General features: G+C 67.5%; 23 protein-coding genes. 7 read left to right on the forward strand and 16 right to left on the reverse strand.

Translation table 11 applies throughout. From position 1 onward, the window contains the following. Window positions 1-53 precede the first annotated feature (53 nt). Entirely contained in the window at window positions 54-1,526 is a 1,473-nt protein-coding gene (locus C3B71_RS02155) for a glycoside hydrolase family 1 protein (protein ID WP_108965841.1), read from the forward strand. Further along, complete coding sequence (locus C3B71_RS02160; protein WP_108965843.1) at window positions 1,526-2,956, forward strand: PTS transporter subunit EIIC; 1,431 nt, start codon at window positions 1,526-1,528, stop codon at window positions 2,954-2,956. The genes C3B71_RS02155 and C3B71_RS02160 overlap by 1 nt, the downstream gene beginning before the upstream one ends. A gap of 71 nt (window positions 2,957-3,027) precedes the next feature. On the opposite strand, the gene C3B71_RS02165 is transcribed toward C3B71_RS02160, so the two are convergent. The 7 genes from C3B71_RS02165 to C3B71_RS02195 form a co-directional block, all read right to left on the reverse strand. Further along, the gene (locus C3B71_RS02165) at window positions 3,028-5,250 is read right to left on the reverse strand and encodes an FtsX-like permease family protein (protein ID WP_108965845.1); all 2,223 of its coding nucleotides are present in this window, start codon (window positions 5,248-5,250) and stop codon (window positions 3,028-3,030) included. Next, on the reverse strand, window positions 5,247-6,035 hold the full coding sequence (locus C3B71_RS02170; protein WP_108965847.1) for an ABC transporter ATP-binding protein: 789 nt from the start codon (window positions 6,033-6,035) through the stop codon (window positions 5,247-5,249). The genes C3B71_RS02165 and C3B71_RS02170 overlap by 4 nt, the downstream gene beginning before the upstream one ends. Next, complete coding sequence (locus tag C3B71_RS02175) at window positions 6,032-6,556, reverse strand: PadR family transcriptional regulator (protein WP_108965848.1); 525 nt, start codon at window positions 6,554-6,556, stop codon at window positions 6,032-6,034. The genes C3B71_RS02170 and C3B71_RS02175 overlap by 4 nt, the downstream gene beginning before the upstream one ends. 258 nt (window positions 6,557-6,814) lie before the next feature. Continuing rightward, a complete protein-coding gene (locus C3B71_RS02180) occupies window positions 6,815-7,384 on the reverse strand; it encodes a zinc transporter (protein WP_159097617.1) in 570 nt (189 codons plus the stop codon). 272 nt (window positions 7,385-7,656) lie between these two features. Continuing rightward, window positions 7,657-8,358, reverse strand: a complete 702-nt coding sequence (locus tag C3B71_RS02185) for a DUF6318 family protein (RefSeq protein ID WP_108965852.1) — start codon at window positions 8,356-8,358, stop codon at window positions 7,657-7,659. Window positions 8,359-8,721: 363 nt separating this feature from the next. Beyond that, the gene (locus tag C3B71_RS02190) at window positions 8,722-9,228 is read right to left on the reverse strand and encodes a pentapeptide repeat-containing protein (RefSeq protein ID WP_234416043.1); all 507 of its coding nucleotides are present in this window, start codon (window positions 9,226-9,228) and stop codon (window positions 8,722-8,724) included. 158 nt (window positions 9,229-9,386) lie between these two features. Continuing rightward, window positions 9,387-10,049: an ATP-binding protein gene (locus tag C3B71_RS02195; protein ID WP_108965856.1), complete on the reverse strand. Its 663-nt coding sequence runs from the start codon at window positions 10,047-10,049 to the stop codon at window positions 9,387-9,389. Between the two features lie 285 nt (window positions 10,050-10,334). On the opposite strand from C3B71_RS02195, the gene C3B71_RS02200 reads away from it, so the two are divergent. The 4 genes from C3B71_RS02200 to C3B71_RS02210 all read left to right on the forward strand — a co-directional run bounded on the left by C3B71_RS02200 (window position 10,335) and on the right by C3B71_RS02210 (window position 13,761). After that, on the forward strand, window positions 10,335-11,456 hold the full coding sequence (locus C3B71_RS02200; protein WP_159097618.1) for an ROK family protein: 1,122 nt from the start codon (window positions 10,335-10,337) through the stop codon (window positions 11,454-11,456). 66 nt (window positions 11,457-11,522) lie between these two features. Continuing rightward, window positions 11,523-12,014, forward strand: coding sequence for a PTS sugar transporter subunit IIA (locus C3B71_RS16065; protein WP_181574799.1), 492 nt, complete (start codon window positions 11,523-11,525; stop codon window positions 12,012-12,014). After that, window positions 12,011-12,283 carry a PTS sugar transporter subunit IIB gene (locus tag C3B71_RS16070; protein WP_073330091.1) on the forward strand — a complete coding sequence of 91 codons (273 nt, stop codon included), beginning with the start codon at window positions 12,011-12,013 and terminating at the stop codon, window positions 12,281-12,283. The genes C3B71_RS16065 and C3B71_RS16070 overlap by 4 nt, the downstream gene beginning before the upstream one ends. Beyond that, on the forward strand, window positions 12,280-13,761 hold the full coding sequence (locus C3B71_RS02210) for a PTS ascorbate transporter subunit IIC (RefSeq protein WP_108965858.1): 1,482 nt from the start codon (window positions 12,280-12,282) through the stop codon (window positions 13,759-13,761). Before C3B71_RS16070 ends, C3B71_RS02210 begins: the two co-directional genes overlap by 4 nt. A 171-nt stretch (window positions 13,762-13,932) precedes the next feature. Here C3B71_RS02210 and C3B71_RS02215 read toward each other — a convergent pair whose 3' ends face one another. The 9 genes from C3B71_RS02215 to C3B71_RS02255 form a co-directional block, all read right to left on the reverse strand. Further along, window positions 13,933-15,375: a mannitol dehydrogenase family protein gene (locus C3B71_RS02215; RefSeq protein ID WP_108965859.1), complete on the reverse strand. Its 1,443-nt coding sequence runs from the start codon at window positions 15,373-15,375 to the stop codon at window positions 13,933-13,935. Window positions 15,376-15,499: 124 nt separating this feature from the next. Continuing rightward, window positions 15,500-16,816 (reverse strand): MFS transporter, encoded by a 1,317-nt coding sequence (locus C3B71_RS02220; protein ID WP_108965861.1) that lies wholly within the window; start codon window positions 16,814-16,816, stop codon window positions 15,500-15,502. Between the two features lie 282 nt (window positions 16,817-17,098). Next, entirely contained in the window at window positions 17,099-17,896 is a 798-nt protein-coding gene (locus C3B71_RS02225; RefSeq protein ID WP_108965863.1) for a DeoR/GlpR family DNA-binding transcription regulator, read from the reverse strand. A gap of 60 nt (window positions 17,897-17,956) precedes the next feature. After that, the gene (locus C3B71_RS02230; protein WP_108965865.1) at window positions 17,957-18,610 is read right to left on the reverse strand and encodes a LutC/YkgG family protein; all 654 of its coding nucleotides are present in this window, start codon (window positions 18,608-18,610) and stop codon (window positions 17,957-17,959) included. Beyond that, the gene (locus C3B71_RS02235; protein ID WP_108965867.1) at window positions 18,610-20,199 is read right to left on the reverse strand and encodes a LutB/LldF family L-lactate oxidation iron-sulfur protein; all 1,590 of its coding nucleotides are present in this window, start codon (window positions 20,197-20,199) and stop codon (window positions 18,610-18,612) included. Before C3B71_RS02235 ends, C3B71_RS02230 begins: the two co-directional genes overlap by 1 nt. Then, on the reverse strand, window positions 20,199-20,999 hold the full coding sequence (locus tag C3B71_RS02240; RefSeq protein WP_073330073.1) for a (Fe-S)-binding protein: 801 nt from the start codon (window positions 20,997-20,999) through the stop codon (window positions 20,199-20,201). Before C3B71_RS02240 ends, C3B71_RS02235 begins: the two co-directional genes overlap by 1 nt. Window positions 21,000-21,553: 554 nt before the next feature. Beyond that, entirely contained in the window at window positions 21,554-22,075 is a 522-nt protein-coding gene (locus C3B71_RS02245; RefSeq protein WP_108965869.1) for a hypothetical protein, read from the reverse strand. A 97-nt stretch (window positions 22,076-22,172) separates the two neighbouring features. Continuing rightward, a complete protein-coding gene (locus C3B71_RS02250; protein WP_108965871.1) occupies window positions 22,173-23,849 on the reverse strand; it encodes an L-lactate permease in 1,677 nt (558 codons plus the stop codon). Between the two features lie 197 nt (window positions 23,850-24,046). Then, entirely contained in the window at window positions 24,047-24,967 is a 921-nt protein-coding gene (locus C3B71_RS02255) for a LysR family transcriptional regulator (RefSeq protein ID WP_108965873.1), read from the reverse strand. A gap of 97 nt (window positions 24,968-25,064) precedes the next feature. Between C3B71_RS02255 and C3B71_RS02260 the strand changes: the two genes are divergently transcribed. Next, window positions 25,065-26,093, forward strand: coding sequence for an amidohydrolase family protein (locus tag C3B71_RS02260; RefSeq protein ID WP_108965875.1), 1,029 nt, complete (start codon window positions 25,065-25,067; stop codon window positions 26,091-26,093). The last annotated feature ends 9 nt before the right edge of the window (window positions 26,094-26,102 follow it).

Below are 26,102 nucleotides of genomic sequence, written 5' to 3' on the forward strand. Positions count from 1 at the left end.
CGCTTCTAACTTTGAAGTACCACCACGCTGGTGCACTTCAAAGGAGATGGCATATGCACTACGACTGGAATCCTCGCTTTCCCGAGGGCTTCTTATTCGGCGCCTCCAGTGCCGCCTGGCAGGTTGAGGGGGCGACCACCGAGGACGGTCGCACTCCGGCGATCATCGACCTCAACTCGCAGAAGAAGGCCCCGTTCGTCGACAACAAGTTCACCGCGGACCACTACCACCGTTATGCCGAGGATGTCGCGCTCATGAAGGAGTGCGGTCTGACCAGCTACCGCTTTTCGATCGCCTGGCCGCGGATCATCCCGGCCGCCGACGGCGCTGTGAATCCCGACGGCATCGCCTTCTACAACGGCCTCATCGACGAGCTGTTGGCGGCTGGCATCACTCCAATCGTCACCCTGTACCACTACGACATGCCGGTTTGGGTCGAAGAGGAGCTGGGCGGCTGGCGGTCTCGAGACGTCATCCCGGCCTTCGAACACTACGCGCGTACCTGCTTCGAAGCCTTCGGTGATCGTGTCAAGTACTGGCTCAGTATCAACGAGCAGAACATGCAGATCTGCTACGGCGACTGGCTGGGCGTATCCAAGGGCGTCGAGGACTGGTTCCGTGACAAATGGAAGATCAACCACATCATGAACCTCTGCCACGCCGTGGCGGTCAATCTCTGTCATGAGCTCGTGGCCGGAGGCAAGATCGGCCCGGTTCCCGGGTATGTGCCGATCTACCCCGAGACCTGCCGCCCCGAGGACCAGATCGCCGCAATGAACGCGGAGGAGTTCACCGAGAAGATCTGGTGCGACACCTACGCCTACGGAGACTACTCGCCCTTCTTGTACAACTATTGGCGTAACCACGACATCGACCCGGATATCCGGCCGGGCGACATCGAGACGATGAAACGGGCGAAGAGCGACTTCCTCGCAGTCAACTGCTACCGGTCCAATACCGCCAGGCACGCCCCGGCCGACGCCGAGGCGCAGGACTACCTGTTGAACGCGTCCGGTAATAAGGGGGAGCTCACTTTCCCGGTGGTTCCCGGCCAGTACGCGCTCACCCGCAACCCCTACGTCGAGTACACCGATTGGGACTGGGAGATCGACCCGGTTGCGATGCGCTACGCCCTGCGCTACCTCTGGGACCACTATCGGCTGCCGATGGTTATCACCGAGAACGGTTTCGGTGCCCACGAGTCCAAGAGTTCCGACGGGAAGGTCCATGACCCGCAGCGCCTGAACTACATCCGAGACAACCTCTACCAGATCGGCTTGGCCATCGAGGACGGCGTGGAAGTATTCGGCTACAACGCGTGGACCTTCACCGATCTGCTTTCCACCGGCAATGGAATGGCGAAGCGGTACGGCTTCGTTTTCATCGACACGACCGACGAGGAGCAGAAGGCGACAGACGACGTCTCCACCTTGGCCCTGACCCGCATTCCCAAGGACTCCTTCTACTGGTACCAGTCATTCATCGCCTCCGGGGCGACGCAGTGGGGTAAGGAGATGAGCAACTGATGGGGATCAAGGAAGACCGTATTGCGCTCAGCCGGGACCTGATTGAATACATGGGCGGCGAGGCAAATATCTTGGCGGCGGCTCACTGCTACACGCGTCTGCGCCTGACGGCAAGAGATCCGTCGAAGATCGATGAGGCCGCTATTTCTGGCCGTGACGGGGTGCTGGGGCTGGTCAAGCGCAACGGCCAGTATCAGATCGTGATCGGCCCGGATGCGACGGATCTGTACCACGAGTTCGTGCAGCTCGGCGACTTCGAATCCGCCGGCGGCGTCGTCGACGAACAGGCCGCGGCGGAGGACGCCCAGCACTCCGCGGGGAGCGTCGAGGCGGGGGAGCAGGGACGGCGCGGCTGGATGACCACCGTCCTGGACTTCATCGGGGGTACGTTCTCGCCGGTCATCCCAGTGCTGATCGCGGGCGGCCTGACCGGGGCCGTGCTGACGGTGCTGACGAACTTCTTCCACGTCGCCGACACCTCCGGCACCTACCAGGTCTTCTACGCCGTCAACCAGGCCGCCTTCTACTTCCTGCCCGTGTTCATCGGTTTCAGCGCGGCACGAAAGCTGAATGTGGATGGCTACCTGGGTGCCTTCCTCGGCACGGTCCTGCTGTTTGAGACGATCAACGGGGCGGAGGGGCTGACCTTCGTGGGACTCCCGGTAGCCCAGGTCACCTACAACACCACGGTGTTCCCGATCATTCTGGGCGTGCTGTTCATGAGCCTGGTGTACCGCGGATTCGGGCGCATTCTGCCCGGGGCGCTGCGCGCGGTGTTCCTGCCGTTGCTGACCATGCTGGTGACGGTCCCGGTGACGCTGCTGGCGCTGGGACCGATAGGCAACGTGCTCGGCGGCTGGCTGGCGAGTGGGGTCACGACGGTGTACGACGCCGCACCGCCGCTGGCCGTGCTCGTCATCGGGGCGACGACGCCATTCCTGGTGTTCTTCGGCATGAACAACGCTCTGTATCCGGTCGTCTTTGCCCTCCTGGCAGAAGTGGGCGGCGATCCACTGGTGATGGCCGGGATGCTGGCGGCGAACGTGTCCGTGGGTGCCGCCTGCCTCGCCGTGGGACTCAGATCCCGGGAGGTGAAGACGAAGTCCGTGGCGATCTCCGCCGGCATCACCGGCCTGCTGGGCATCACCGAACCCGGCGTCTACGGCGTGCTGTTCCCGCTGCGCCGCCCGTTGATCGCCGCCGTCATCGGCGGTGGCGCCGGAGGGCTGCTGGCCGGTCTGCTGGGCACCACCCAGTACGTCATCGCCAGCCCGAGCTTCGCCTCACTGCCCGCCTACATCCCCGCCGACGGCTCAATGTCGAACTTCTACGGGGCGATCGGGGTGGCAGTCTTCTCGGTGGTGGTCGCCTTCACCGCGGCATGGCTGCTCGGAACCGGGGAGAAGGCACGGGCTCCGCAGGCGGGATGAGCGCCGACATCATCGACGACGGCGCCGGAGCCACCCACCACGGGCGGGCTCCGGCGCCGTCGGGCCCGGCCCTATTCGAACCGGACCGTCGCGGAGGCGACCATCCGGGCCGCCGCCCGCGTGCTCGCCAACACGGCGACGCCGACCAGCGCCAGGCATGCGCCGAGCACCACGTAGTAGGAGCCCGCAGGCCAGCCGACTCCCCGCGACGAGGTACCGACGATGACGACCCACGCCGTGTACACCGCCGCGCCAATGCTCAAAGCCAGCACGGTGACCACGGGAAGCAGCATCTCCCAGGCGACCGCATGCCGCAGCGTCCGCTGGGGCATCCCCACCAGGCGCAGCAGGGACAGTACCCGGCGCCGCGCCAGTAGAGAGGAGACGGTGGATACCGCCAGCGCCGCCGCCGACACCCCCGCGGCGATGAGGATGCCGATATAGCCCAGGGCCGCGAACTGGTTCTCCAACGCGGAGGCGGAGGTGACCACATTGTCGACGCGTGAGATCGGGTATTGGTTGATCACTCCCGGTGCCGAGTTCACCATGGCGGTGCGGGCGCGCTCCACCGAGGTCGCTTCGCCGTCGGTCGCGACCAGCAGCATGGCTGCGGCATCGGCCTCGGGAGCGGTATACGGCCGCGGATCGGCGGCCTCGTTGAGGAGCCAGTCCCACCCGACGCTGACCCACTCAGAGTCCTCGACCGCCCCCGGGGAATCGGCGTCGAAAGCGCCCAGGGCGCAGGCGTCCTCCGTCCGCAGCGCCAGCCGCATGGAGGCGTCCTCGGAATCGCCCGATGCGTCGGGGGCGACGGCTACGGCAGTCACGCCCTCGACCTGCGCGATCCGGTTCGCCACCTGCTCGAGCTCGGTCGCGGCGTCGAGCTCGGGCAGCGTGTACAGCGTCGTCGGCGCCAGGTAGCCGCGGCCCTGGTGCAGCTCCGGGATGCCGGCCGCGGCGGTGATGGCGACTGCGAACAAAGTCACCGCGTACACGGCGACGACGAGGCCGCCGACGGCGCGGAAGGTCGCCCGGGGATGCTGGACCATCCTGCCCAGGCCGATCACCTGCGCCGCATTGCGGGCGCGGCGTTGCGCCAGGCGAGCAGCCCATGAGGTCAGCAGGGGGCCGGCCCACAGCAGTCCCAGCATGGTCAGCACGAATGAGGCCACCAGCAGTTGGCCAGTGGGCATGGCGGCGGCCCACCCCGAGCCGGATTCGACGGCGCTGGTGAGAATGCGCACCGTCGTCAGTCCCGCCAGGCCCAGCAGCAGGGGCAGGAGGGAGCGCAGCCGCGGCGGGCGCTCGCGGCGCTCGCGGGAGGCGCCCAAGGGGCCGACGTCGGCCCGCAGCGTCGTCCACCAGGTCACCGCCGCCGCCATCAGGGGGACGGCGACGACGGTCGCGCCGATGACTCCCGGCGAGGTCAGCAGATCGCGTGGGAAGAAGGTCGAGGAGCCGATCTCAAGGCGCGCCGCCAGCGGGATGAGGAGGAGGTATAGGACGACGCCGAGCATTGCTCCCAGCAGGGCCGTCACGGCGGTCTCCGCCGCGGCAATCCGCGCCACCCGCCCGGGAGTGGCGCCGATCAGACGTAGGGTGGCGAAGCGCTCGGCGCGTTGTGCCGCACCGAGACCGGTGACGATGGCGATCAGCAGCAGCACCGGAACGAGTACGGCGATCGCCCCGATGAGGGCAACGATCCGGTAGGCCGCGGAGGCGTAGTCGTAGCCGATGAACTCGGTGACCACTTGGGGATCGCTCCTACCCTCCCACTCCAGCACGCGTGACTGCTCCACTCCGAGCACCAGCACCAGGGAGTCCGGCCCCTCGATGGCGTCGTCGGACAGGACTCCCACGCGCTCGCCGTAGCGCTCGCCCAGCTGGTCGGCGGGCACGGCATCGATGAGTTCGGCCAGGGCGGGGGAGGAGAGATACTGGCCCGGGCGGGGGACGACGTCGGAGCCGGGGATCCGCACCCGGGTGTCCGGTGTGGTGGCGACCATCAGGATGGTGATCAGGCGATCCTCGTAATGGTCGGTGGCTGATACGGCGGCGGCCGTCTCCGGCGTTAAGACTGTGTCCTCCTCAAGTTGCTGCACCACCCCCGGGTTTGTCAGCATCAGGTCGGTCCAGGTGGAGCGCTCGGAGCGCTGCCCGAAGGCCTGGGCGGCGGCGGCCAGCAGCAGGAAGAGTGCGACGCCGATCATGACGCCCGCCGTAATACCCGCAAGACGGCGGCGAGCGACGCGGTCTCCGGCCACGACCAGGCGGGCAAGGGGGAGCGTGCTCATCGTGTCTGCTCCTCGCCGTCGGGCCGGGCTGCGGCGAGCAGGCCGTTGTTGAGGCTGACGCGCCCGTCGCGGATGATCACCTCGCGGTCGGCGTAGGCGGCGATGCGGGCGTCGTGAGTGACGATCACCAGGGCGGAGTGCGCCGCACGCGCGGCCTTGAGTAGGGCGCCCATTGTCTGTTCGGCGGCCAGGGAGTCCAGGGAACCGGTGGGCTCGTCGGCGAACAGGATGCGCGGCGAGGTGACCAGGACGCGGGCGACCGCGACGCGTTGGGCCTGCCCGCCCGAGAGCTGGGTGGGCAGTTTGCGTTCGTGGTCGCCCAGGTCGAGGGCCGCCAGTTGGGCGTGGGCGCGTGTAAGGGCCTCCCGGCGCGAGGCGCCCGCCAGCAGCAGTGGCAGTGTCACGTTGTCCAGCGCCGACAGGTCCGGCAGGAGCTGACCGAACTGGAAGATGAAGCCGAACTCCGCCAGGCGCAGGCGGGCGCGGTCGGCCTCATTCAGGGCGGCGACGTCGCGGCCGCCGTAGAGCACGCTGCCGGCGTCGGGCGTCAGCACTCCCGCCAGCACGTGCAGGAGCGTGGACTTGCCCGAGCCGGAGGGGCCGGTGATGGCCAGGACCTCGTCCGTGGCGATGTCGAGGTCGATGCCGCGCAGTGCGCGGGTGGCGCCGAAGGCGAGTTTCAGTCCGCGCGCCCGCACGATCACCTCGGGTGCCGAGGCGGGGGAGGGCGTGGCTGAAGCGGCTGGGGCGGCCGAAGCATTCGGGGCGGAGGGTGTGGTGCTCATGCCCGGACCTCCCGGCGCAGCTCGTTCAAGCGGGCGGCGGTCAGGTCGATCCAGCGCAGGTCCGCCTCCAGGTGGAACAGGGCGTGGTCGGCAATGAGGATCGTGTGCAGGTCGGCCCCCTCCTTGCGGCGGGTGAGCTCCCGCATGCGCTGGGTGTGGGCGGAGCGTTGCAGGTCCAGGAGGTGCTCGGCGTCGTCGTCGAGCAGGATGGCGATGATGGTCTTGGCGAACAGGTCGGCCTGGATGGAGTCGGAGGGGACCTCGGGGCTGCGAATCCACTCCTCCACGGCGGCGCGCCCGGTTTCGGTGATCTCGTAGCGCTTGCGTTCCGGGCCGGCGCCGGTTTCGGCCCCGAGCTGGACAATGAGGCCGTCACGCAACAGGCGGGCGAGGGTGGCGTAGACCTGGCCGAAGGCGAGAGGCTTGGTGCCGGCGAACCAGCGGTCCCAGTGCGTCTTGAGGTCGTATCCGTAGCCGGGGCCGGTGCTGAGCAGCCCGAGGAGCGTGAGGCGTGTGTCCATGAGCCGGACTATACACGCGAGGTATACCTGTGGTGTGTAGATGGGGTGTGGATCGGTTGGACGCTCACTAGCTGGAACTCGGTTGGGCAAAGTGTCCGGAATCGGCATGAACGTCCGCGGATGGCCGTCCTGCGTCTTGCGGATCGCCGAAATTACGCGGTTTTCCTGCCCAGCGACTCAAGTCCGGGTGGCGTTTGTGCCGTTCTTGGACAGTTTCGGCGACTGGGCTGCCAGGTTCGAGTGGCGGTGTTGGTGTGTTTAGTGTCCTTGTTGGGTTTCGGCTTGGTCGGTGAGGTAGGTGGTGGTGCGGACGATGTTGTAGGCGGTGGTGGTGTTGGTGGTGGTGATGGTGCCGACTACGGGGGTGGTGGTGCCGCCGGTGGGGGTGTAGGTGGCTTGCCAGGTGGTGGTCAGGGTGGTGGTTACGCCTTGGGCGGTGGTGGTGTATTGGTGGGTGACGGTTTGGTTTGGCCAGGGGGCTCCGGGGTCGGTGGTGGTTGTGGTGGTGTTGTCGCCCCAGTTCCAGGTGTAGGTGGTGGGGGTGGCGTGGATGGTGACCTCGGTGCCGGCGATGGTGGTTGTGAGGGTTTGGGTGTCGGGGTTGGTGTAGACGATGAAGTCTTTGGTCAGTAGTACTTCCGGGCCTGGGGGTTGGCGGGTGATACCGGACCCGTCGGCTAGGAGGGTGGACACGTCGGTGGCGGTGACGGTAATTGCCACCATGGTGCCGTCCGCTGCTTGGGCGGTGGTTGTAGGGGCGGCGTCTGTGTCGCAGTCGGCGGGGTTGAGGAGGAAGGCCCCCACACCGGTATTCACGCTGGTTCTCATGCCAATGCAGGCTAGGTAGCGTAGTTGGGCAACTTGGGCGGCATGCTCATTGAATACGCCGCCGCCGACAGCGGTGTTCGCTGCGGCCGGCCCACCCGGCGCAAACGCGAACACCTGATACGACGTGTCACCAGTAACCGTCACCGAATTACCGGAGCCGTGGGCGTCGTATTGGTTCGAACGCTGCGTGGGGACTTCGGCGTACGCTGGTGCACCTAGAAGTAGCGCAACGATCATTAGTCCTGTAATGCAGAACACGGGCAGGTTGAGTCTCATTCTGAGTCCTGGTCGTTGTTAGTTTGGAGTGCCTCGACACTCCAGTCATCGCCGTTCCAATACAGTTGGATCAACAGCTCACGATCGAAATACTCAACCTGCTGCGATGGGGCAGAGGGGGTTGGATGCTCCGTATACCCGTCGGATGTTACTTGGGCGCGTATGACGTATCGGTTGGGGTCTGCGTTGTCAACCCACCCATCCAGGGGCGTGATCTCCTGCTCCCACGGATCTGTCCAACCACCCGCGTCATGCATTTCGGATGCCTCAGCTCCGACTCCGTTGCAGAATTCGCAGTTGTCGCCGCTCATGTCCTCGAACGCAACTAGGTCGCCGGTGGCACCCACGTAAGGAACTAGCTCGAGGAAGTATGTGGCTGCGGTGGCTGCGCCTTCGGGGGTGAACTCCGGGGTGTAGGGGGCGGGTGGTTCCATGGCCAGGGCGGTGGTCCGGGCGGCGGCGTCCTCGGGCGAGAGTGTGGGCGTGGCGCTAGCGCTGGCGGTGGCGGGTGGGGTCCAGGTGGGGGTGTAGGTGGTGCGGTTGGTGGCGTTTGCACAGCCTGCACCCAGGACGGTGAGGCAGATGGCCAGCGCCGCTGCTTGGCGTGCTCGGTGCGCTGGTGCCGGGTTATAGGGGTGTGCGGCAGTACGCGCCTGGTGGCATGGGCTGACGTGCGGCGTGGTGGCGGGTGTGGGCATGTTGGGGGTGGCCTCCTCGGTGAGGGCCCGGGTGGGGTGTCGGCGGCGTGCCGATGCTCCGCAACCGTACCGTGACCCTCGCCGTTGTCGCCACCCGGCCCGTGGCCCCTGTGGATAACCCCAGGGGCGGGGCGGTCGGCGGAGCCCGCGGGTCGGGCTGGCTGTGCCGACCGGCCCTAGTGACGTTTTACGACCTTGGGGTACGTTCCACGACTACCCCGGGGTCGTTAAACGCACCCCAGGGTCGAAAAACGCCGAGTGAAGCCCCCGGGACATACCTCCCGCCGGTCGGGGAACGTCACCGGCGCCGGTATCGGCGAAGCGGAGGAGTGGGGAGAGCTAGAAAGGCGCGGGAGCTGGGCGCTAGACGATTCTTAGGCCCGCATGTACGGCGAGTGCGGGCGCGAGCTCAACGAGTTGATCGGCGCCCACCCACGCTCCTCGCAGGCCCGCGGCGTCGTCGATCTGCTCGAGTTGAAGTCCCCGCAGGTCCACGTCTTTGAGTCGGCTCTCCCGGATCCGCAACTCACCGACGCGGCAGTCGTCAAAAGCCATTCGGTTGAGCGTGGCGGCGGTCAGGTCGAGCGTGTCCACCGTGCAACCGCGTAGGCGCACATCCAGCAGATTGGCCCGCCCCAGCCCCAGGAAGCCGATGCGGCAGTCCTCGACCAGCACGCTGCGCCACTGCGCATCGTGGCATTCGCAGGCTCCGACCCGTGACGACTCCCAGGAGACCTCTCTCCACACCGACCGCTGCGCGTGCAGCTCGGAGGCCGTCAGCCTGTCCACGCGCGACTCCGCCAGGCGGAACTCCTCAAGATGGGCACGATCCGCCCGCACATCCTCCAGGACGCACTCAACCAGTTCCAACCCGCGCAGATCCACCCCGGAGATGTCGACGCTGCTTATCCGGGCTAGGTCAACGTACCCTCCCGCACGCAGGACGACGGCGCCGGCGGACTCAAGGTCCCGCGGTCGGATCGGTTTCGCGCGGGGCGGCCGGGGGAGATGCCTGTCGGACACGGGGCTCAGGCGGCGTCGTCGGCCCGGGACTGCTGGACGCCGGCGCTGAGGTATTCAGTGATGATGGCCTCGCACTCGGCGCGATCGACCGGGCGGCACCCCTTCGCCACCCAGCCGGCGATCTTGGTGGGTTCCTCCCGCGCCAGTCGCAGTCCGCGGCGCAGCAGCACATGAATGGGCTTGCGATGCTCGGCCAGGTCCCGGCGCAGCCGGAACCACCAGGTCTGCAGGCGCGGGCGCCGCAGCACGAGCGCGTCGGCGAGCACGCCGGCCTCCCGGCAACGGTCCACGAGCTCCGCGGCGAACACGCCCTCCGCGACGTATGCCGGCAGGGCGTCCACGTCGAGGGTGGTGTAGTCGACGGTGGCGTTGTCCCGGATCGAGTACACGGGCACAGTCGTCGAGCCCGTGGCACACAGTTCCAGAATCGCCGTCATGGCCCGGTCGGCGTCCCAGGAGGCCGGGTTATCCCAGTCAATGGCGCTCATGGCCTCGGCCCGACTGACGCCGTCTGCGCCCGAGAACGTGCCGTCCAGCAGGGGCATGCCTGGCTCATCGCCGTCGCGATAGAAGTCGTCCAGTTTGAGGCGGTGTGCGCCGCACCGACGTAGCAGGGAGGTCTTACCGGAGCCGGACGGGCCGGCAAGCAGGATGACGCGGGTGCTCACGGGACCCAAGGCTATCCTGCCGGGCGGGTGCAGGCGGAAACGACGGGGTTGTCGGCAGACGCAAATGCAGATCGGAGTGGGCGGATCGGGGCAAGCGAGCATGCGATTCGAACGTGCGATCTCTGTCCCGGGGGCTGCCGTCGAAAGCGGCGAATTGGGTACTATCGCCGTGAGGGGCAAACATGAGGCGGCGTCATGGGGAACGTGCGAGAGGCTGAGGCCAGTGAACTCCTCGGGCTGATCCGGCGCGGAGAGGCGACCACTCGGTCCGAGCTTCAGGATCGTATGCAGCTTTCACGAGTCACGTTGGGCAAGCGGCTTGACGTGCTGCTGCGCTCGGGGCTGGTGGACGAGGCCGGGCAGGACGCCTCGACCGGTGGCAGGCCGCGCACGGTATTCCGAATTCGCCCCGGCTGCGGCGTGCTGCTGGCCGTCGACATCGGCAGCTCACGCACCAACCTGGCGGTGACGGACTTCGCCGGGACGATCCTGGTACGTGATGACCGGCTACTGGACCTCTCTGGCGGTCCTGGCACGGTGCTCCCCTGGGTCCGCCGTCGTTTGAAGGCAATGCTCAAGGAGATCGGCGCCGCCGACAGCGTCCTCGGTGTGGGAGTCTGTGTTCCCGGTCCGGTCGATCCCGTCTCACGGCGCCTGGTCCACCCGGCGCTCATGCCTGGATGGCACGGGGTCGATCTTGCCGCGGAGTTGAAAGAGGATTTCGACGGCGTCCCGGTGGCCGTGGGCAGTGATGTGCAGGTGACCGCACTCGGCGAGTACCGGATGCACTGGTCCAACCCCGACGGCATCATCCTGGTTAAGGCGGGTGAGGGAATCGCCGCGGCTGCCGTGATCAATGGCGTCGTGCGCACGGGCGCCACTGGGGCGGCCGGAGAGATCGGGCACATGCGGATTTCGGAGGGGCGGCAGTGCCGCTGCGGGCGATTCGGGTGCTTGGAATCGGTCGCCGGCGGCTGGGCCCTGCGGGAGCGCCTGAGCGAGGCCGGCTGGACGGTCGGCAGTAGTGAGGAACTGGCCGACCTGGCGCTGCGCGGGGACTCGCTGAGTATCGAGCTGCTCGAGCTTTCGGCGCGACTCGTGGGCCGTGCGCTCGCGCCGGTCATTGCGGTTCTCAATCCCTCCGCGGTGGTGGTCGCCGGCGCCCTCGCCGACGGCGGAGCGGTGTTCCTGGACCCGTTGCGCGCCGCCTTGGAAGCCGTCGGGCCCCAGGAGGCGACTCGGCCGCTCGTCGTCGCGTCGGCGCAGTTGGGGGCCGATGCCGGCGTGGTCGGGGCGGCGCTGTTGGCTCAGGATCTGCTGACGGCCCCCGCGCATCTGGACATGCTGCTGACCCGAGTGACCTCACGGCGCCCAGACCAGGACAGTTTTGTAAAGCTCTTTACATAACGGGTTGTGGCCGGTATCGTCGTGTCCACCGGAACCCACCGGCACACATGACGAGAAGAGGCAACGATGGCTGTTCTCACTCTGTCCACCGCTTTACCGGATACGTCCTTCCGACTCGACGTCGACGCGACCGACTGGCGTGATGCGCTTCGGCTGGCAGGGGAGGGGCTTACCGCTTCCGGGGCGGCGACACCCGAATACACCGAGGAGATGATCGCGGCCGTGGAGGAGCACGGCCCCTACATCGTCATCGCCCCCGGTCTCGCCCTGGCGCACTCGCGGCCCTCCCCGGCGGTGCTGAACACCGGCATGAGCTGGGTGCGGCTGACACACCCCGTCGACTTCGGCAGCCCGAACGATCCGGTGCGCCACATCATCGGGCTGGCAGCCAAGGACGAGCGGGAGCACCTGGACGTCATGGCCGCCCTCGCCCGCGCCCTGTCCGACCCTGTCGCTCGCACCGAGTTGGACCGTGCACCCACTCCCGCGGCGCTCCGCGCACTGCTCGACCCGAACTCAACCGACACCACCACCTCTACCGGATTGGAAGAAGAATGAACATCACCTGCGTCTGCGGCATGGGCATCGGCACCTCGATGCTGCTGAAGATGAACGTCGAGCAGGCCGCGGCCTCGCTCGGCCTTGACGCGGAGGTCAGCACCTCCGACATCGGCACCGCCAAGGGGGCCGCGCAGAGCGCCGATCTGATCATCACCTCGGCTGAACTCGCCGAGGAGCTCACCGGGCTGTCCACGCCGGTCGCCGTGGTCCACAACTTCACCGACATCTCCGAGATCGAGGCCGCCTTGAAGGAGAAGACTCAGTGAACGCGTTGGTCGCGGTTCTCGATTTCATCAGCCAGGAGATCCTCAACGTCCCCGCCTACCTGATCGGCATCGTCGCCGCCGTCGGCCTGATCGCGCTGCGCAAGTCCGCCGGGCAGGTCATCGGCGGAGGACTCAAGGCGGCAATGGGGTATCTGATTCTCGGTGCCGGCGCCACCGTGGTCACGAGCGCGCTGGCGCCGTTCGGGGACCTGATCTTCACGGTTACCGGCGCCCACGGCGTCGTCCCGACCAACGAGGTCATTACCGCCCAGGCCGCGAGCGAGTATGGGACCACATCCGCCTATCTCATCGTGCTCAGCTTCCTGGTGATGCTGCTGCTGGCCAGATTCACGCCGCTGAAGTACGTGTTCCTTACCGGACACCACATGGTGTTCATGTCGACGCTGCTGGCCGTGGTCCTGTCGGTGGGCTTCGGCCCCGGGCACTCCGCCCTCGTGGTGGTGGTCGGCTCGGTGCTCATGGGCATCATCATGGTGGTGATGCCGGCCTTCGCCCAGCCGTACATGAACCGGGTCACCGGGGATGACAAGCTGGCCGTGGGTCACTTCAACACTGTCGGCTACCTGCTGGCGGGTGCGCTCGGCAGCGCCGTCGGCAAGCGCTCACGCTCCACCGAGGACATGAAGTTCCCGCAGGGCCTGCGCTTCCTACGCGACTCCATGGTCTCAACGACCCTGCTCATGCTGGTCCTGTATCTGGTGTTCGCCATCTGGGGCATGATCGCCGTACCCCGCGAGGAACTCATGACGGTCTTCGAGGGGACGCAGACCTCCGACACCTACGGCTCCTACATCATGGCGGCCTTTGCGCAGGCACTGCAGTTCGGGATCGGCGTCAGCATCATCCTGTACGGGGTGCGCATCATCCTCGGTGAACTGGTACCGGCCTTCCAGGGAATCGCCAACCGGGTGGTGCCCGGCGCCAAGCCCGCGCTCGACATCCCGATCGTCTTCCCCTTCGGCCCCAACGCCTCACTGATCGGCTTCATCGCCTCCTTCCTGGGCGGTCTGGCCTCGCTGGCGCTGATCGCCGTCTGGTTCGGGCCCGCCTGGGGGATGGCGCTCATCCTGCCCGGCATGGTCCCGCACTTCTTCGACGGCGGCGGTGCGGGGGTGTTCGGCAATGCCACCGGCGGGCGCCGGGGCGCGATCCTGGGCGGATTCGTCAACGGCATGCTCATCACCTTCCTGCCGGCCGCGCTGCTGACCGTCATGGGGTCCCTCGGCCTGGCCAACTCCACCTTCGGTGACGCCGACTTCGGCTGGTTCGGCTCGATCGTGGGCGTGCTCAGCCGTTTGGGAGCCGTCGGCGGTTCGCTCACCGCGCTCGGCTTCGGCGTCCTCCTGTTCGCCGTGGCCTGGTGGTACCAGGTACGGCTGGTGAACACCGGCTGGCTGCCCGCATCCGAGCGGGCGGCGCTGCAGGAGGAGAACAAGGCGAAGGCGGCGGCCGCCTGACCGAGGGCGGCTGCCTGAATTCGACGCACACGACGGGCCCGACGACTAAAGTCGTCGGGCCCGTCATTACTACTGGTCGCGGTGTGTGGCTTGTGCCGGCCTCGCTAGCCGTCTCGACCGATCTCGGCACGTAACGTCTACCGACCTCGGTGAAGGGGGGCCGGTGATGGCTCAGGCGAGCAGGGCGCGCATGCGGGCGCGGGCACCCTCGCGCTTGAGCGCCGCCAGCTCCTCGATGTAGGCGGTGCGGAAGCGCTCGTCGTCGGCCAGGTCGCCGAAGATCTCCCGGTTGCCGATGAAGCCGAGCTCGTCGCCTGCCTCCTGCTTCTCGGCGAAGGGCCGCAGGTCGTCGGCCACCGGGATCGCCTCACCGTTCTCGTCGGTGCCGAGCACCCCCAGCGACCAGGCGGCGCACATGGCCGCGCCCAGGCGGATCGGCCCGCCCGCGGCGAGGTTGTCGCGCACGGTCGGCAGCACGAACTTCGGCATGCCGGAGGGGCCGAACTGCGCCAGCCGCAGCAGCGTGTCCGCGATCGCCTCATTGGTGAAGCGCTCGAAGAGCGTGTCGATGTACTCGTCCAAGTCGATGCCCGGCACCGGCAGCAGCCGCGGCCGCGCCTCGCGCTCCAGGAAGGCACGCACCCAGGCGGCAATGTCGGGGTCGGCGGCGGCCGTGTGCGCGTACTCCATGCCCAGCAGCCGGCCCCAGTGCGCCAGGCCCTGGTGGGAGGCGTTCAGCAGCCGCAGCTTCATCAGCTCATAGGGGACGACGTCGTCGACCATCTGCACCCCGACCTCCTCATAGGGCGGGCGTCCGGCCGGGAAGTCGTCCTCCAGCACCCACTGGGTGAAGGGCTCGGCCACCACCGGCCACGCGTCCTCCACATCCAGTTCGGCGCGCACCTCCTCAATGTCGGCGGGGGTGGTCTGCGGGGTGATGCGGTCGACCATGCAGTTGGGGAAGGCGACGTTGGCGTCGATCCAGTCGGCCAGTTCCGGGTCGGACAGGCGCGCCTGGGCGACGACGGCGGTGCGGGCGATCCTCCCGTTGCCGGGAAGGTTGTCGCAGCTCATCACCGTGAACGGGGCGGTGCCGGCCTCGCGGCGCAGCCGCAGCGCCTCCACGATGTAGCCGAAGGAGGTCTCCGGCTCGTGGGGGTGGGCGGCGTCGTGGGCGGCCCCGGGCGCCTCGGCGCGGAAGGCGCCGGTGGCGTCGTCGATGTTGTAGCCGCCCTCGGTCACGGTCAGGGAGACGATCCGGGTGGTCGGCGCCGTCATCACCTCCAGCACCCCGGCACGGTCCTCGGGGGCGAAGCGGTAGTCGCAGATGGAGCCGATGATGGCCGGCTCGTGGTGGCCGTCGGGGTGCTTGAGGGTCAGGCTGTACAGGTAGTCCTGGCCGGTCAGGGCGTCCCGCATGCGCGCGTCCTGGGGCAGCAGGCCGACCCCGCAGATGCCCCAGTCCAGGGCCTTGCCGTTGCGCATGAGCCGGTCGAGGTACATGGCCTGGTGGGCGCGGTGGAAGCCGCCCACACCCATGTGGACGATGCCGGTGGTAATGGCGGAGCGGTCGTAGCTGGGGGCGAGCGGAGAGGCGGCGAGTGTGGTGGTCATGGTGTTGACATCCTTGTCTTGAGTCGGGTTCAGCGGTGTGGAAGTGGATGGGGTTTGCGGCCGGCGTCGGGCCGGGGTGCCGTATGCGCCCCGGGCGGGTGACGGCGGCGTCGCTGGTGCGGGATCAGGCGGTGACCGCCTCCTTTTGCTCGTCGGCGTCCTCATCACTGAAGGTATCGAGGATGCGGGCGTTGCCGGGCAGTTTCAGGGCGAAGCACAGGAAGAACGAGACGACGTAGATGCCGGCCAGCGCCATGGCCACCCACAGGTAGCCGGAGGCGGTGTTCTCGTCCCCCATCAGCAGGGTGACGATGGCTGGGCCCACGAAGGCGCCCAGGCCGGCGCCGAGGTTCAGGATCGCCAGGGCGTTGCCGGTCTCGCCGTGAGCGTGGGCGGTGATCAGCGGCGTGGTGGGCACGTGGGCGCTGAGTCCGATGCCGACGGCGGAGGTACCCAGGGCGATCAGGAAGAAGTTCGGGCCCGCGACGATCGGGATCAGGTAGATGTAGGCCAGCGCCGCCGCCGTGATGGGGGTGGCGAACCACTGCAGGGTATTGCGCCAGCCGAGCTTGTCGCCGATCACGCCCCAGAAGACGTCGCCGAGGATGGCCACGAAGCCGAAGATGGAGAACTCCAGGATCGCCTGGGACTCGGGCATGCCGTAGACCTTGTGCAGGTAGACCACGTAGTAGGCCTGCATGCCGTACTGGCCGGACAGGTTGATGACCTTGACGATGCCGCCGATGGAGACCTTCGGGTAGCGCCACAGTACCGAGACCGCCGAACCGACGGACTGGGCCACCGACTTGCCGCGGGTCTGCGCCGAGGAGGGGTGCAGCCGCAGGAACAGCATGCCGATAGTGCCGCCGACCGCCGCCAGTACCCAGCCGAGCCACAGGGTGGGGATGTGGCCGATGTGCGGCAGCAGCAGGCTGGAGAAGTAGGAGCCGAGCAGCTGCATGCCCAGGCTGAAGGCGAACCAGAACCAGCCGGAGACCGAGGACTGCCGGGCGGGCGGGGTCACCATCATGGTCCAGGTGAGGAACCCGTAGGCGAACATGGGGTAGCCGAAGCCGCGGAACCCATAGAACAGGAGCAGCAGCGGCAGATTGTGACTGGGCAGGCCCACGGCGATGAACAGCGCGTCGAACACCAGGAATGACACCAGGCCGATCAGCATCACCCGCCGGCAACCGATCGCGTCACACAGGGCGCCGGACAGGAAGGCCGCAATGGCGACGACCACCCCGTAGGAGGTGACGATCATTGAGGCCTGGGAGACGGCGAAGCCGACGGCGTCGCTGGACAGGTAGTTGGTGATCCACACCGCCTCGATGCCGTCACCGATCACGAAGATGATGACCGCCAGGAATCCGGTGGCGAGGTTGGTGGGGAATCCAGTCTTCTGTATGGCTGCTATGAGCCTGTTGGAGGAGGGCATCGTTGCTCGATCACCTTTGGTCGCTGTTTCAGGGGCCGGCGTCCTTCGCCGGTGAACCCAGTTTGCGGTCCCCGAGTGACCGTCTTGCTGACCGGTTGACCGCCCGCGAGCGACCGATATTGAGCCTCGTTGGCCTTGGAACGGTGCGGTCGCAGTTGACCGGTTGGGGCGGGCGGTGACCGGTCAGGGCCGGAGGCGTGACCGCTTCGGCACCCGGCCCGACGGCGGCGGCGCGCTTGGGCGCGGCCTCGCCCGGCCGGCGGGCCCGCCCACCTCGCGCGCTCAGACCCGCTCGACCTGTGGGCCCAGGCCGCCGAGTCTGCGCGCCGTCGCGGAGCGCAGCTCCCGGCCGGTGATGATGCGCTCCAGGGACCGCACATGGCCGAAGCGCACGAAGGTGGAATGCCCGAACTTGGAGTGATTGCCAACGAATATCGCGCGGCGGGCAACGGCGAGCGCCGTCTCCTTGACCGCGGCGACCGCCGGGTCCGGGGTGGTCAGCCAGCCGTCGTCGGTCACCCCGTTGGCGCCGATGAAGGCGAGGTCCGGCTCCATACGCTCCAGCATGGTGGTGGCCCAGTGATCAACGGCGCCCAGGGTCTTCGGCCGTACCCGGCCGCCGACGGCGATTACGGTGTAGCGCGGCCGCTCGGCCAGCTCGATCGCCGTCGGCAGGGAGGTGGTCACCACGGTGAGCTCGCGGTCGGCGGGCAGGGCGCGCCCCACCAGCAGCGGCTGGTTACCCTCGTCGAGGAAGACCGTCTCCGCGTCACCCAGGCACGCGGCGGCCGCCCGGGCGATGCGGTCCTTCTCGGCGACATTGTGGCTGGAGCGGAACGCCTGCGTGGTCTCGTAGGCGGCGGACTCGGCGGCCGTGACCCGGCCGTAGGAGCGGATGATGCGGCCGCTCGTCTCCAACTGACGCAGGTCGCGGCGGATGGTCTCCACAGACACGCCGAACCGCTCCGGCAGGGCGGCCACCTCTGTTTCCCCGCGCTCACGCAGGTAGCGGATGAGCGCCTCCCGTCGCGACCGAGTGTCCGAGCGCGCCGGGAGTGGATCAGGGGTGCCGTTGTTCATGCGAGCCTCGTTGCCGTCAGGTACCGGCCGCCAGTGCCGCCCCGATCGGCGGCACTGGTCTCAGTGGGCGATGACCACGCCCAGGTTGCGCGGGCCATGCACGCCGTTGACACGCACCAGCTCAATGTCGGAAGTCGCCGAGGGGCCGGCGATCCAGGTCATCGGGCGGGTGGGGTGCCGGCCGAGCACGTCGACGGCCTGCGGCACGGTCGGCATGATCATCTCGCGCTCCAGCACGATCACGTGCTTGTCCGGCACCAGGGTGATGGCGCGTCGGCCCTGATCGGGTTCTCCGTCCAGGCAGATCGTCCCGGACAGGGACACGCCCACCCGGGAGCAGGTGACGACGGCGTCGATCTCGTTGAGTTCGAGCGTGGGGATCTGCTGCTCGCGGGAGTCCTCCACCACTTTGCGTCCGTTGCGGGCGGCCGCTTCCTTGTACGCGGCGGGCAGCCCGGCGGGGACGACGACGGTCCTCGCCTCTCCGAGCAGCTCGTCGATACCGTCCAGGATGGCGGCGTCCTTCGGGGCCTGTACCACCTTCGCGGAGTAGTCCTCGAGCTTCTCGATCATGTCCGCCACCACCGGCTCCGAACCGGGGGCGTCGGCGCCGACGCGAATGTAGTCACGCGGGATCTCGCGCACCGGGCGGCCCTGCTGAGAGCGGGAGATGGCCTCGCGGGCACGGGCGAGAATGGCGGTCTTGGCATCCATCAGCGGTTCTCCTCGGTGGCGGCGGGCTGGGCGGCGTCGACGGCGTCGGTGGCCGGGCGGGCCGGGGTGACGCCGTCGGGATGGGTGCGCTTCCACCAGTGCCGCAACGACTCCTTGGGGGCGATCGGCAGGTCGCGCGAGCGCGTCCACAGGGAGGCGGGGAAGGGCAGGGCTCCGATGCGCCCGTCATGCCCGATCAGCCGAGTGGCCTTGACCCCCTCGGTGGCCGCCAGCCAGGCCTTGCCATTGGACATGATCGGGGTGGTGGCGTTCATGGCCACGTCCCACATGTCCGGCACCAGGCGGCGCTTGACGTCCACGCTGCGGGCCCGCAGGTGAATCAGGATGGTGGGGATGTCGATCTTGACCGGGCACACCTCCGCGCAGGCACCGCACAGGGAGGAGGCGAAGGGCAGCGTGTGGACCGGATCGTCGTCGTCGAGTCCCTGCGTGAGCTGGGGGGTGAGGATCGAGCCGATCGGACCGGGGTAGACCGAGCCGTAGGCGTGCCCGCCGGTGTGCTGGTAGACGGGGCAGATGTTCATGCACGAGCCGCAGCGGATGCAGGCCAGGGCCTGCCGACCGATCGGGTCGGTGAGCACCTTGGTACGACCGTTGTCCATGAGGATCAGGTGGAACTCCTGCGGGCCGTCGCCGGGAGTGACGCCCGTCCACATGGAGGTGTAGGGGTTCATGCGCTCGCCGGTCGCGGAGCGGGGCAGCAGCTGGGTGAAGATCTCCACGTCCTGGAAGCGGGGGACCAGTTTCTCAATGCCCATCAGCGTGATCAACGTGTCCGGCAGGGTCAGGCACATGCGGCCGTTGCCCTCGGACTCGAAGATGGAGACGGTGCCGGTCTCGGCCACACCCATGTTGGTGCCGGAGACGGCCACCTTCGCGTGCAGGAACTTGCGGCGCAGGTGGGCGCGGGCGGCGGCGGTGAGCTCCTGCGGGTTGTCCGACAGGTCCTCGGGGGCGTCCCCCATGCGGTCCAGGAAGATGCCGCGCACCTCGGAGCGGTTGCGGTGGATGGCCGGGACCACGATGTGGGAGGGCATGTCGTCGGCGAGCTGGACGATCATCTCCGCCAGGTCGGTCTCGTGCGCGGTGATGCCCTCGTCCGCGAGGTACTCGTTGAGGTTGGTCTCCTGGGTGGCCATCGACTTGATCTTGACGACGTCGTCGACCCCCTTGGACTTGATGATGTCGGCGACGATCCGGTTGGCCTCCGCGGCGTCACGCGCCCAGTGGACGATGCCGCCGTTGGCGGTCACATTCGCCTCGAACTGTTCCAGCAGCTCCGGCAGGCGGGAGGCGACCTCGAACTTGACGGCCTCCGCGGCGTTGCGCAGGTCCTCCCAGTCGGGCATCTCATCCACGCGCATTTGCCGCTTGTTGCGGATGGTGCGGGTGGCGTGGCCCAGGTTGCGGCGCATCTGGGTGTTGGCGAGGGTCTTGTGGGCGCCCTCGGGGAAGGTGTGGCCCCAGCGCAGCGTGTCCTGCGGGACTTCGACGTTGGTGCGCCAGCCGCCGGTGTGGGGCTGCTCGTCGGGGGTGGAAGCGGGCATGCCTAGAAACGTCTGGGTCATTACAGTCGCACCTGATCCTTGCTGGGCTGGAAGGAGACGTGGCCCTCGAACGGGGCTTCCTTGGTGGAGGCGAGAATCTCCGCCAGGTGCATGACGCGCACGCCGGAGTTGACGCGGGACAGGGCCCCGCCGATGTTCATGAGGCAGGAGTAGTCGCCGGTGCACAGCACCTCGGCGCCGGTGGACATGACGTTGGCGGCCTTGTCCGCGACCATGGCGGTGGAGGTGTCGGAGTTCTTGATGGAGAAGGTGCCGCCGAAGCCGCAGCACACCTTCTCATCGGGAAGCTCGATGAGGGTCAGGCCCTCGACGGCCCGCAGCAGCCGGTAGGGGCGGTCGCCGACGTGCGCCACCCGCATGGAGTGGCAGGTGGGGTGGTAGGTGACTGTGTGCGGGAAGTAGGCGCCCACGTCCTCCAGGCCGAGTACGTCGACGAGGAACTCGGAGATGTCGTAGGTGTACTTGCTCAGGGCGTCCACCCGCTTGACCAGGGCGGCGTCGCCCACGTGCTCGGCCACGAGCCGCTGTTCGTGCCGGGCGGCGCCCGCGCAGGACCCGGAGGGTACGACGACTGCGTCCCACTCCCCGTCCAGGACCGGCTCGAAGGTCTTGACGTGGTTGGCCACGATGGAGGCGGCCTGCTTGAAGTAACCGGTGTTGGCGTGCATCTGACCACAGCAGGCCTGCCCCTGGGGGAAGACCACCTCGTGGCCGAGGCGCTCGAGAATACTGACGGTGGCCTGTGCGGCCTGAGGGAACATCGTGTCTGCCAGACACGTGGCGAATAGTGCGATGCGCAAGGGATGGGGTCCTTTCCTCCACGGCGGCGTTGGCGTAACCGTGACCAGGTTAGGACGGCGGCGCGGCCGTCTCCACCGGTCGGCGCGAGCACCTTCGAGCTCCCTGGGTGAGGCCTGGAATCTCGGGGGAAAGTGGGGGCGTTTCGGGTCGGCGGGTGGTCGTGTGGGCGCCGCGGTGGGCGCGTTTTGGATCACATTCCGCAAGTCCGGTCTTCGGTTTTCCTCACCTGTTGCCGCGTGCGGCCGACGATGTCGTTGGCTGACTCTTCCGGTTCGAGGGTGCGGGTGTGGGGGCGGGGCGGTTTCCGGGGTGCGCGGCTGTTTGCGGTTGGCCACCTGGCGCCGACGCTTCGGCACTTCCGACGACGCTTCGGCACTTGGCATCAGCGCTTCGTACCCTCCGGTGACGGTTCGTACCCTGGAGTGCCGAACCGTCACCGGAGGGTACGAAGCGTCCACCGGAAGGTACGAAGCGTCGTCCCGCCGCTTAAGGGATCCCTACGGGAATTGCCACCCCGCCACGAGCCCTGCCCCTTGAGCATGGTGTTACGCCGTCAGGAGTAGTGCCCGGTGCCGACCATGACGACGAGGTTGCACTCGGTGGACAGTGCTAGCTCATCCACGGTGAACCGCTCCGAGCCTCCCTCGAGGTCGGCGTTCTCGGTGTCGAGAATCCGGTTCGCGTCGGACTCCGGGACGGTGACGAAGGTGCAGTCCTGGGGAACGTACTGGTGCAGGTCGGGGTAGATCGGCGGCAGCAGGTCGGGCGTGGTAGTCGCGGTGTCGCTCAGAGCCTGGCTGGTGGCCTGGTCGACTTCGATGACGGCGTGGAACCAGTAGGGGCGATCGGGCTCCGGCAGCCGGGACTCGCCCTTGTTGACCCGATACTGCCCGACGAAGTGCACGTCCGTGGCACCCATGGCCGGCATGCGGCTGGTGACCGAGTCCAGGGAGGTCTGCACGGTCAGTGGGTCGGGAACGTACTGCGTGAATTCGGCGAAACGTTCGTCCTGCCCATTGCCCTGTTCCTGTGAGGGCGCAGAGGAGCACGCGCCAAGGAGAAGGACTGCGCTCATAGTTATGCAGGCGACTGCCGTGCCGAGGCCCCCGCTTCTCAGGTGCCGACGCGCGCAACGAGTACGACGGTTCGAGGACGTCATGTTTGGCCCGATGTCACGCAGGCATGTAACCGCCCAGCCAGCCCTGGGATGCGGCCAGCACCAGGCAGCACAGCACCAGCAGCAGCCCGATGGAGTAGGGGGCGGCCTTCTTAAGGATCTCTGCGTCGGTGCCGGGGGCGTCCACGGCGGTGGTGACCACGGCCAGGTTCTGCGGGGAGACGATCTTGCCCAGGCCGCCTCCGATGGTGTTGGCTGCCAGCAGGATGCGGGGGTCCAGGTGGGCCTGTGCGGCGGCGGTGGCCTGCAGGTTGGCGAACAGCGCTCCGGCGCTGGTGGCCGATCCGGCCACTGCCGTACCGACCCAGCCCAGGACGGGGGACAAGAAGGCGAAGGCGGCGCCGGTGGTGGCCAGGGCGGCGCCGACGGCCGTGGTCTGGCCCGAGAAGTTCATGACGTAGGCCAGGGCCATCACCGAGGCGATGGTCAGGATCGACATGCGCAGCGTGTAGATGGTGCGCGGCAGCACCGCGAACATGGCGCCGATGGAGGTCTGGAAGCGTCCGCCCGAGGAGCGGGTGCCGTAGACGATGCACACGATCACCGCCGTCAGCAGGATCCAGGTGCCCGGGTTGGACAGGGTCTGCAGGTTGTAGACCGCGGAGGTGGAGGCCTCGCCGTCGGCGGTGAGCAGGTTGCCGTACACGCCCGGCCAGGGGATCTTGATGTCGGTGCCGGACAGGACGGCGGACAGGTCCACGCCGAGCTTCCACAGCTTGGTGATGGCGATGATGACCACCACGAGCACGTAGGGCAGCAGAGCCAGGATGACGCGCTCGCGGTCGGGCTTGTCGGCGGCGGCGACCTCGGAGTGGTACTCGTCCGGCGTGCTCGGCGTCCACGCCAGCAGGAACAGGTAGCAGGCGGCGAAGGCCAGCAGCGCGCCCACCACAGAGGTCAGCTCGTAGGAGAGACTGGGAGTGATGAAATGGCCGGCGCCGGCTGCGATCCCCGCCACCAGGGCCAGCGGCCACAGCTGTCGCACGCCGCGGGTGCCGTCGAGGATGAACAGCAGCAGGAAGGGCACCAGCACGCAGATGAGCGAGGTCAGGTGGCCCATGTTCTGCGCGACGGACACCGGGTCCTCACCGCCGAGGTTCCCGGCGGTGGTCACCGGGATGGACATGGCGCCGAATCCGACGTAGATGCCGTTGCCCACGATGGTGGCGATCGCGGCCTTTAACTTGGGTACCCCCAGGGTCACCAGCATGGCGGCGGTGATGGCCACGGGCGCGCCGAAGCCGGCCAGGCCCTCCAGCAGGCCGCAGAAGCAGAAGGCGACGATCAGGGCCTGGGCGCGCTGGTCGCCCTTGCCGATCGTGTTGAACACGGCCTTCAGGTCCTGGCTGCGGCCGGAGGTCTCAGTGAGGTTGTACAGCCACACGGCCGCGATGATGATGTAGATGATCGGCACGAAGCCCATGGCCAGGCCCTGCGTGGCCGACAGCGCCGTCATTCCCACTGGCATGTGGAAGGCGGCGACGGCGATTACGGCGGACAGTGCCAGGGCGATGATCGCGCACCAGTGGGTGGCGACCTTGAAGGCGCCCATGAGCACGAAGAACGCGATCAGTGGTAACAGGCCGATGATCGCGGTGAGGAAGACATTGCCGCCGACGGCGGTCGTCGAGGGCGTGAAGGCCGTGGCGAGCAGGGCTGATGTAAGTGTCATGAGCTGTTCCGGGCGGAGTCGGGGGCGTCGGTGTCTGGACCGGAGGGCGTCGATTGCCACGGCCGCGACGTGCGGATCATCTCATCTTTTCGGCCACGGCGTGTGAGGCTCGGCAGGCCGGTTCATCGGCGGGGCTGACGGGGGGCCCAGGGGAGGACGGCCGAGTCGGCGGCCGTATGCTCCGGACGGTTGGGAAGTCAGTGGTGAGGTGGGATGTCCGCCTCGTCTGCTCGGGTTCCGAGGCTCTCCAGGACGAGACGGCGCAGCCAGTGCTCTGGGGGACTGAGCCTTTCGCGTGTCCTGGTGTAGACGGACACCGGAGGGCTGTCGATCGGCCAGGGAAGGTCGTGAAGCAGCAATTCGTGGCGTTCGGCGTACACCTCGCCGACGTGGCGCGGGAGGAGAGCGACCAGATCGGAGGATTCGACGACCAGCGGGACCGTCGCGTAGCTCTCTACCCACATGGCGACCGAATCCAGCAGACAATGCCGTTCGAGGGCCTGGTTGGGATAGATGTGCCCTCCGTGCGCCGCGACCCTGACGAAGCGACGGCCGTTGAACATCGTGGTGCCGGTGTGCTGCAGGGGGTGGCGGCGCGAGGTGACGGCTACGTAGGTGACGGGCAGGAAGGGCGTGCGCCACAGGTACTGAGTGGGCAGTACGGACACGGAGATCGACAGGTCCACGGCGCCTCGCACGAGCGTGTCCTCCACCTCCAATGATTTGGCGGGGATGACGCGAAGCCGGGCGCCCGGAGCCTCTTGTCGGAATCGCTGCAGGATGCGCGGGAGGAAAACCTGCTCTCCGATTGAGGACAGCGCGAGCGTGAACTCGTCCCGGGTCGCCGCGGGGTCGAACTCGGCCTGTTCATCGACCGCGCGATCGATCTGCACGACCGCGTCCTTGAGGGAGTGGTAGAGGGAGGAGGCCCGCGGGGTGGGGACGAAGGACCGTCCGCGGCGACGGAACAAGTCGTCTGCGAACCGGCGGCGAAGGCGTCCGAGCGCGTAGCTCACGGTCGGCTGGGTGACGTTGAGGCGGTCGGCGGCGGCGGTGGCGCTGCGGGTCTCGTAGAGCGTGACGAAGGTGCGGGCGAGATTGAGGTCCTCAAGCGGCATGGATCAACCATATCAATAACATGCGAATGAAATATTTATTGGACTTTTGGCTCCGGGGATCTCAGGATTCTCGTAACGGCCCAAAGGAGGAATTCCGATGATCATTGATGTGCACGGCCACTACACCACGGCGCCGGAGCAACTCGCAGCGTGGCGAGAGCTGCAGGTCGCCTCCGTTCGGGGCGAGGGGGACGCCCCCTTCCCCGACTCTCTGACGATCAGCGACGACGACATTCGTGAGACTCTTGAATCGAACCAGCTCCGCCAGATGGACGAACGCGGTGTGGACCTCACCGTCTTCAGTCCGCGCGCATCATTCATGGCTCACCACATCGGCGATCTGTCCGTGTCGACGGTGTGGGCCAGGATCTGCAATGACCTGTGTTATCGAGTCAGTCAGCTGTTCCCCGATCGCTTCGCGATGGCCGCGATGCTGCCCCAGTCGCCGGGATTCGACCCCGTCACCTCGGTGCCCGAACTCGTTCGCGCGGTCGAGGAACTCGGCGCCGTTGCGGTCAATATCAATCCCGATCCCTCCGGCGGGCACTGGACGGCGCCTCCGTTGACGGATCGCTCCTGGTACCCGCTGTACGACAAGCTCGTGGAGTACGGGGTTCCGGCCATGATCCACGTGTCGACCTCATGCAACCGGGCCTTTCATACCACCGGCGCCCACTACCTCAACGCGGACACGACCGCGGTGATGCAGCTCATCCAGGGGGACCTCTTCCGCGACTTCCCCGATCTCAAGCTGGTCATCCCTCATGGCGGCGGCGCGGTGCCCTATCACTGGGGCCGTTTCCGCGGGCTTGCCATGGCCCTGAAACGGCCCGAACTTCAGGAGCACCTGCTGGGCAACGTCTTCTTCGATACCTGTGTCTATCACCAGCCGGGCGTCGACCTGCTGACCAGCGTCATACCGGTGGAAAACATCTTGTTCGCATCCGAAATGATCGGGGCCGTGCGTGACGTCGATCCCCGCACCGGTCATTACTTCGATGATACCAAACGCTATATCGAGGCAACCGCGAACCTGACCGATGCGCAGCGCCGGCAGGTCTATGAGACCAATGCCCGGAGCGTCTACACCCGACTGGACCGTCAACTCACGGCACGCGGGCTGTGACGAGGAAAA

Source organism: Actinomyces sp. Z16 (assembly GCF_003111765.1).
GTDB lineage: Bacteria > Actinomycetota > Actinomycetes > Actinomycetales > Actinomycetaceae > Actinomyces > Actinomyces glycerinitolerans.

Coding starts and splice junctions, on each gene's coding strand:
- C3B71_RS02225 (WP_108965863.1), bottom strand. CDS start 17,896: ATGAACAACGGCACCCCTGATCCACTCCCGGCGCGCTCGGACACTCGG.
- C3B71_RS02160 (WP_108965843.1), top strand. CDS start 1,526: ATGGGGATCAAGGAAGACCGTATTGCGCTCAGCCGGGACCTGATTGAA.
- C3B71_RS02185 (WP_108965852.1), bottom strand. CDS start 8,358: ATGCCCACACCCGCCACCACGCCGCACGTCAGCCCATGCCACCAGGCG.
- C3B71_RS02235 (WP_108965867.1), bottom strand. CDS start 20,199: ATGACCCAGACGTTTCTAGGCATGCCCGCTTCCACCCCCGACGAGCAG.
- C3B71_RS02220 (WP_108965861.1), bottom strand. CDS start 16,816: ATGCCCTCCTCCAACAGGCTCATAGCAGCCATACAGAAGACTGGATTC.
- C3B71_RS02180 (WP_159097617.1), bottom strand. CDS start 7,384: ATGAGAACCAGCGTGAATACCGGTGTGGGGGCCTTCCTCCTCAACCCC.
- C3B71_RS02245 (WP_108965869.1), bottom strand. CDS start 22,075: ATGAGCGCAGTCCTTCTCCTTGGCGCGTGCTCCTCTGCGCCCTCACAG.
- C3B71_RS02215 (WP_108965859.1), bottom strand. CDS start 15,375: ATGACCACCACACTCGCCGCCTCTCCGCTCGCCCCCAGCTACGACCGC.
- C3B71_RS02250 (WP_108965871.1), bottom strand. CDS start 23,849: ATGACACTTACATCAGCCCTGCTCGCCACGGCCTTCACGCCCTCGACG.
- C3B71_RS02170 (WP_108965847.1), bottom strand. CDS start 6,035: ATGAGCACCACACCCTCCGCCCCGAATGCTTCGGCCGCCCCAGCCGCT.
- C3B71_RS16065 (WP_181574799.1), top strand. CDS start 11,523: ATGGCTGTTCTCACTCTGTCCACCGCTTTACCGGATACGTCCTTCCGA.
- C3B71_RS02260 (WP_108965875.1), top strand. CDS start 25,065: ATGATCATTGATGTGCACGGCCACTACACCACGGCGCCGGAGCAACTC.
- C3B71_RS02165 (WP_108965845.1), bottom strand. CDS start 5,250: ATGAGCACGCTCCCCCTTGCCCGCCTGGTCGTGGCCGGAGACCGCGTC.
- C3B71_RS02155 (WP_108965841.1), top strand. CDS start 54: ATGCACTACGACTGGAATCCTCGCTTTCCCGAGGGCTTCTTATTCGGC.
- C3B71_RS16070 (WP_073330091.1), top strand. CDS start 12,011: ATGAACATCACCTGCGTCTGCGGCATGGGCATCGGCACCTCGATGCTG.
- C3B71_RS02175 (WP_108965848.1), bottom strand. CDS start 6,556: ATGGACACACGCCTCACGCTCCTCGGGCTGCTCAGCACCGGCCCCGGC.
- C3B71_RS02200 (WP_159097618.1), top strand. CDS start 10,335: ATGCAGCTTTCACGAGTCACGTTGGGCAAGCGGCTTGACGTGCTGCTG.
- C3B71_RS02230 (WP_108965865.1), bottom strand. CDS start 18,610: ATGGATGCCAAGACCGCCATTCTCGCCCGTGCCCGCGAGGCCATCTCC.
- C3B71_RS02255 (WP_108965873.1), bottom strand. CDS start 24,967: ATGCCGCTTGAGGACCTCAATCTCGCCCGCACCTTCGTCACGCTCTAC.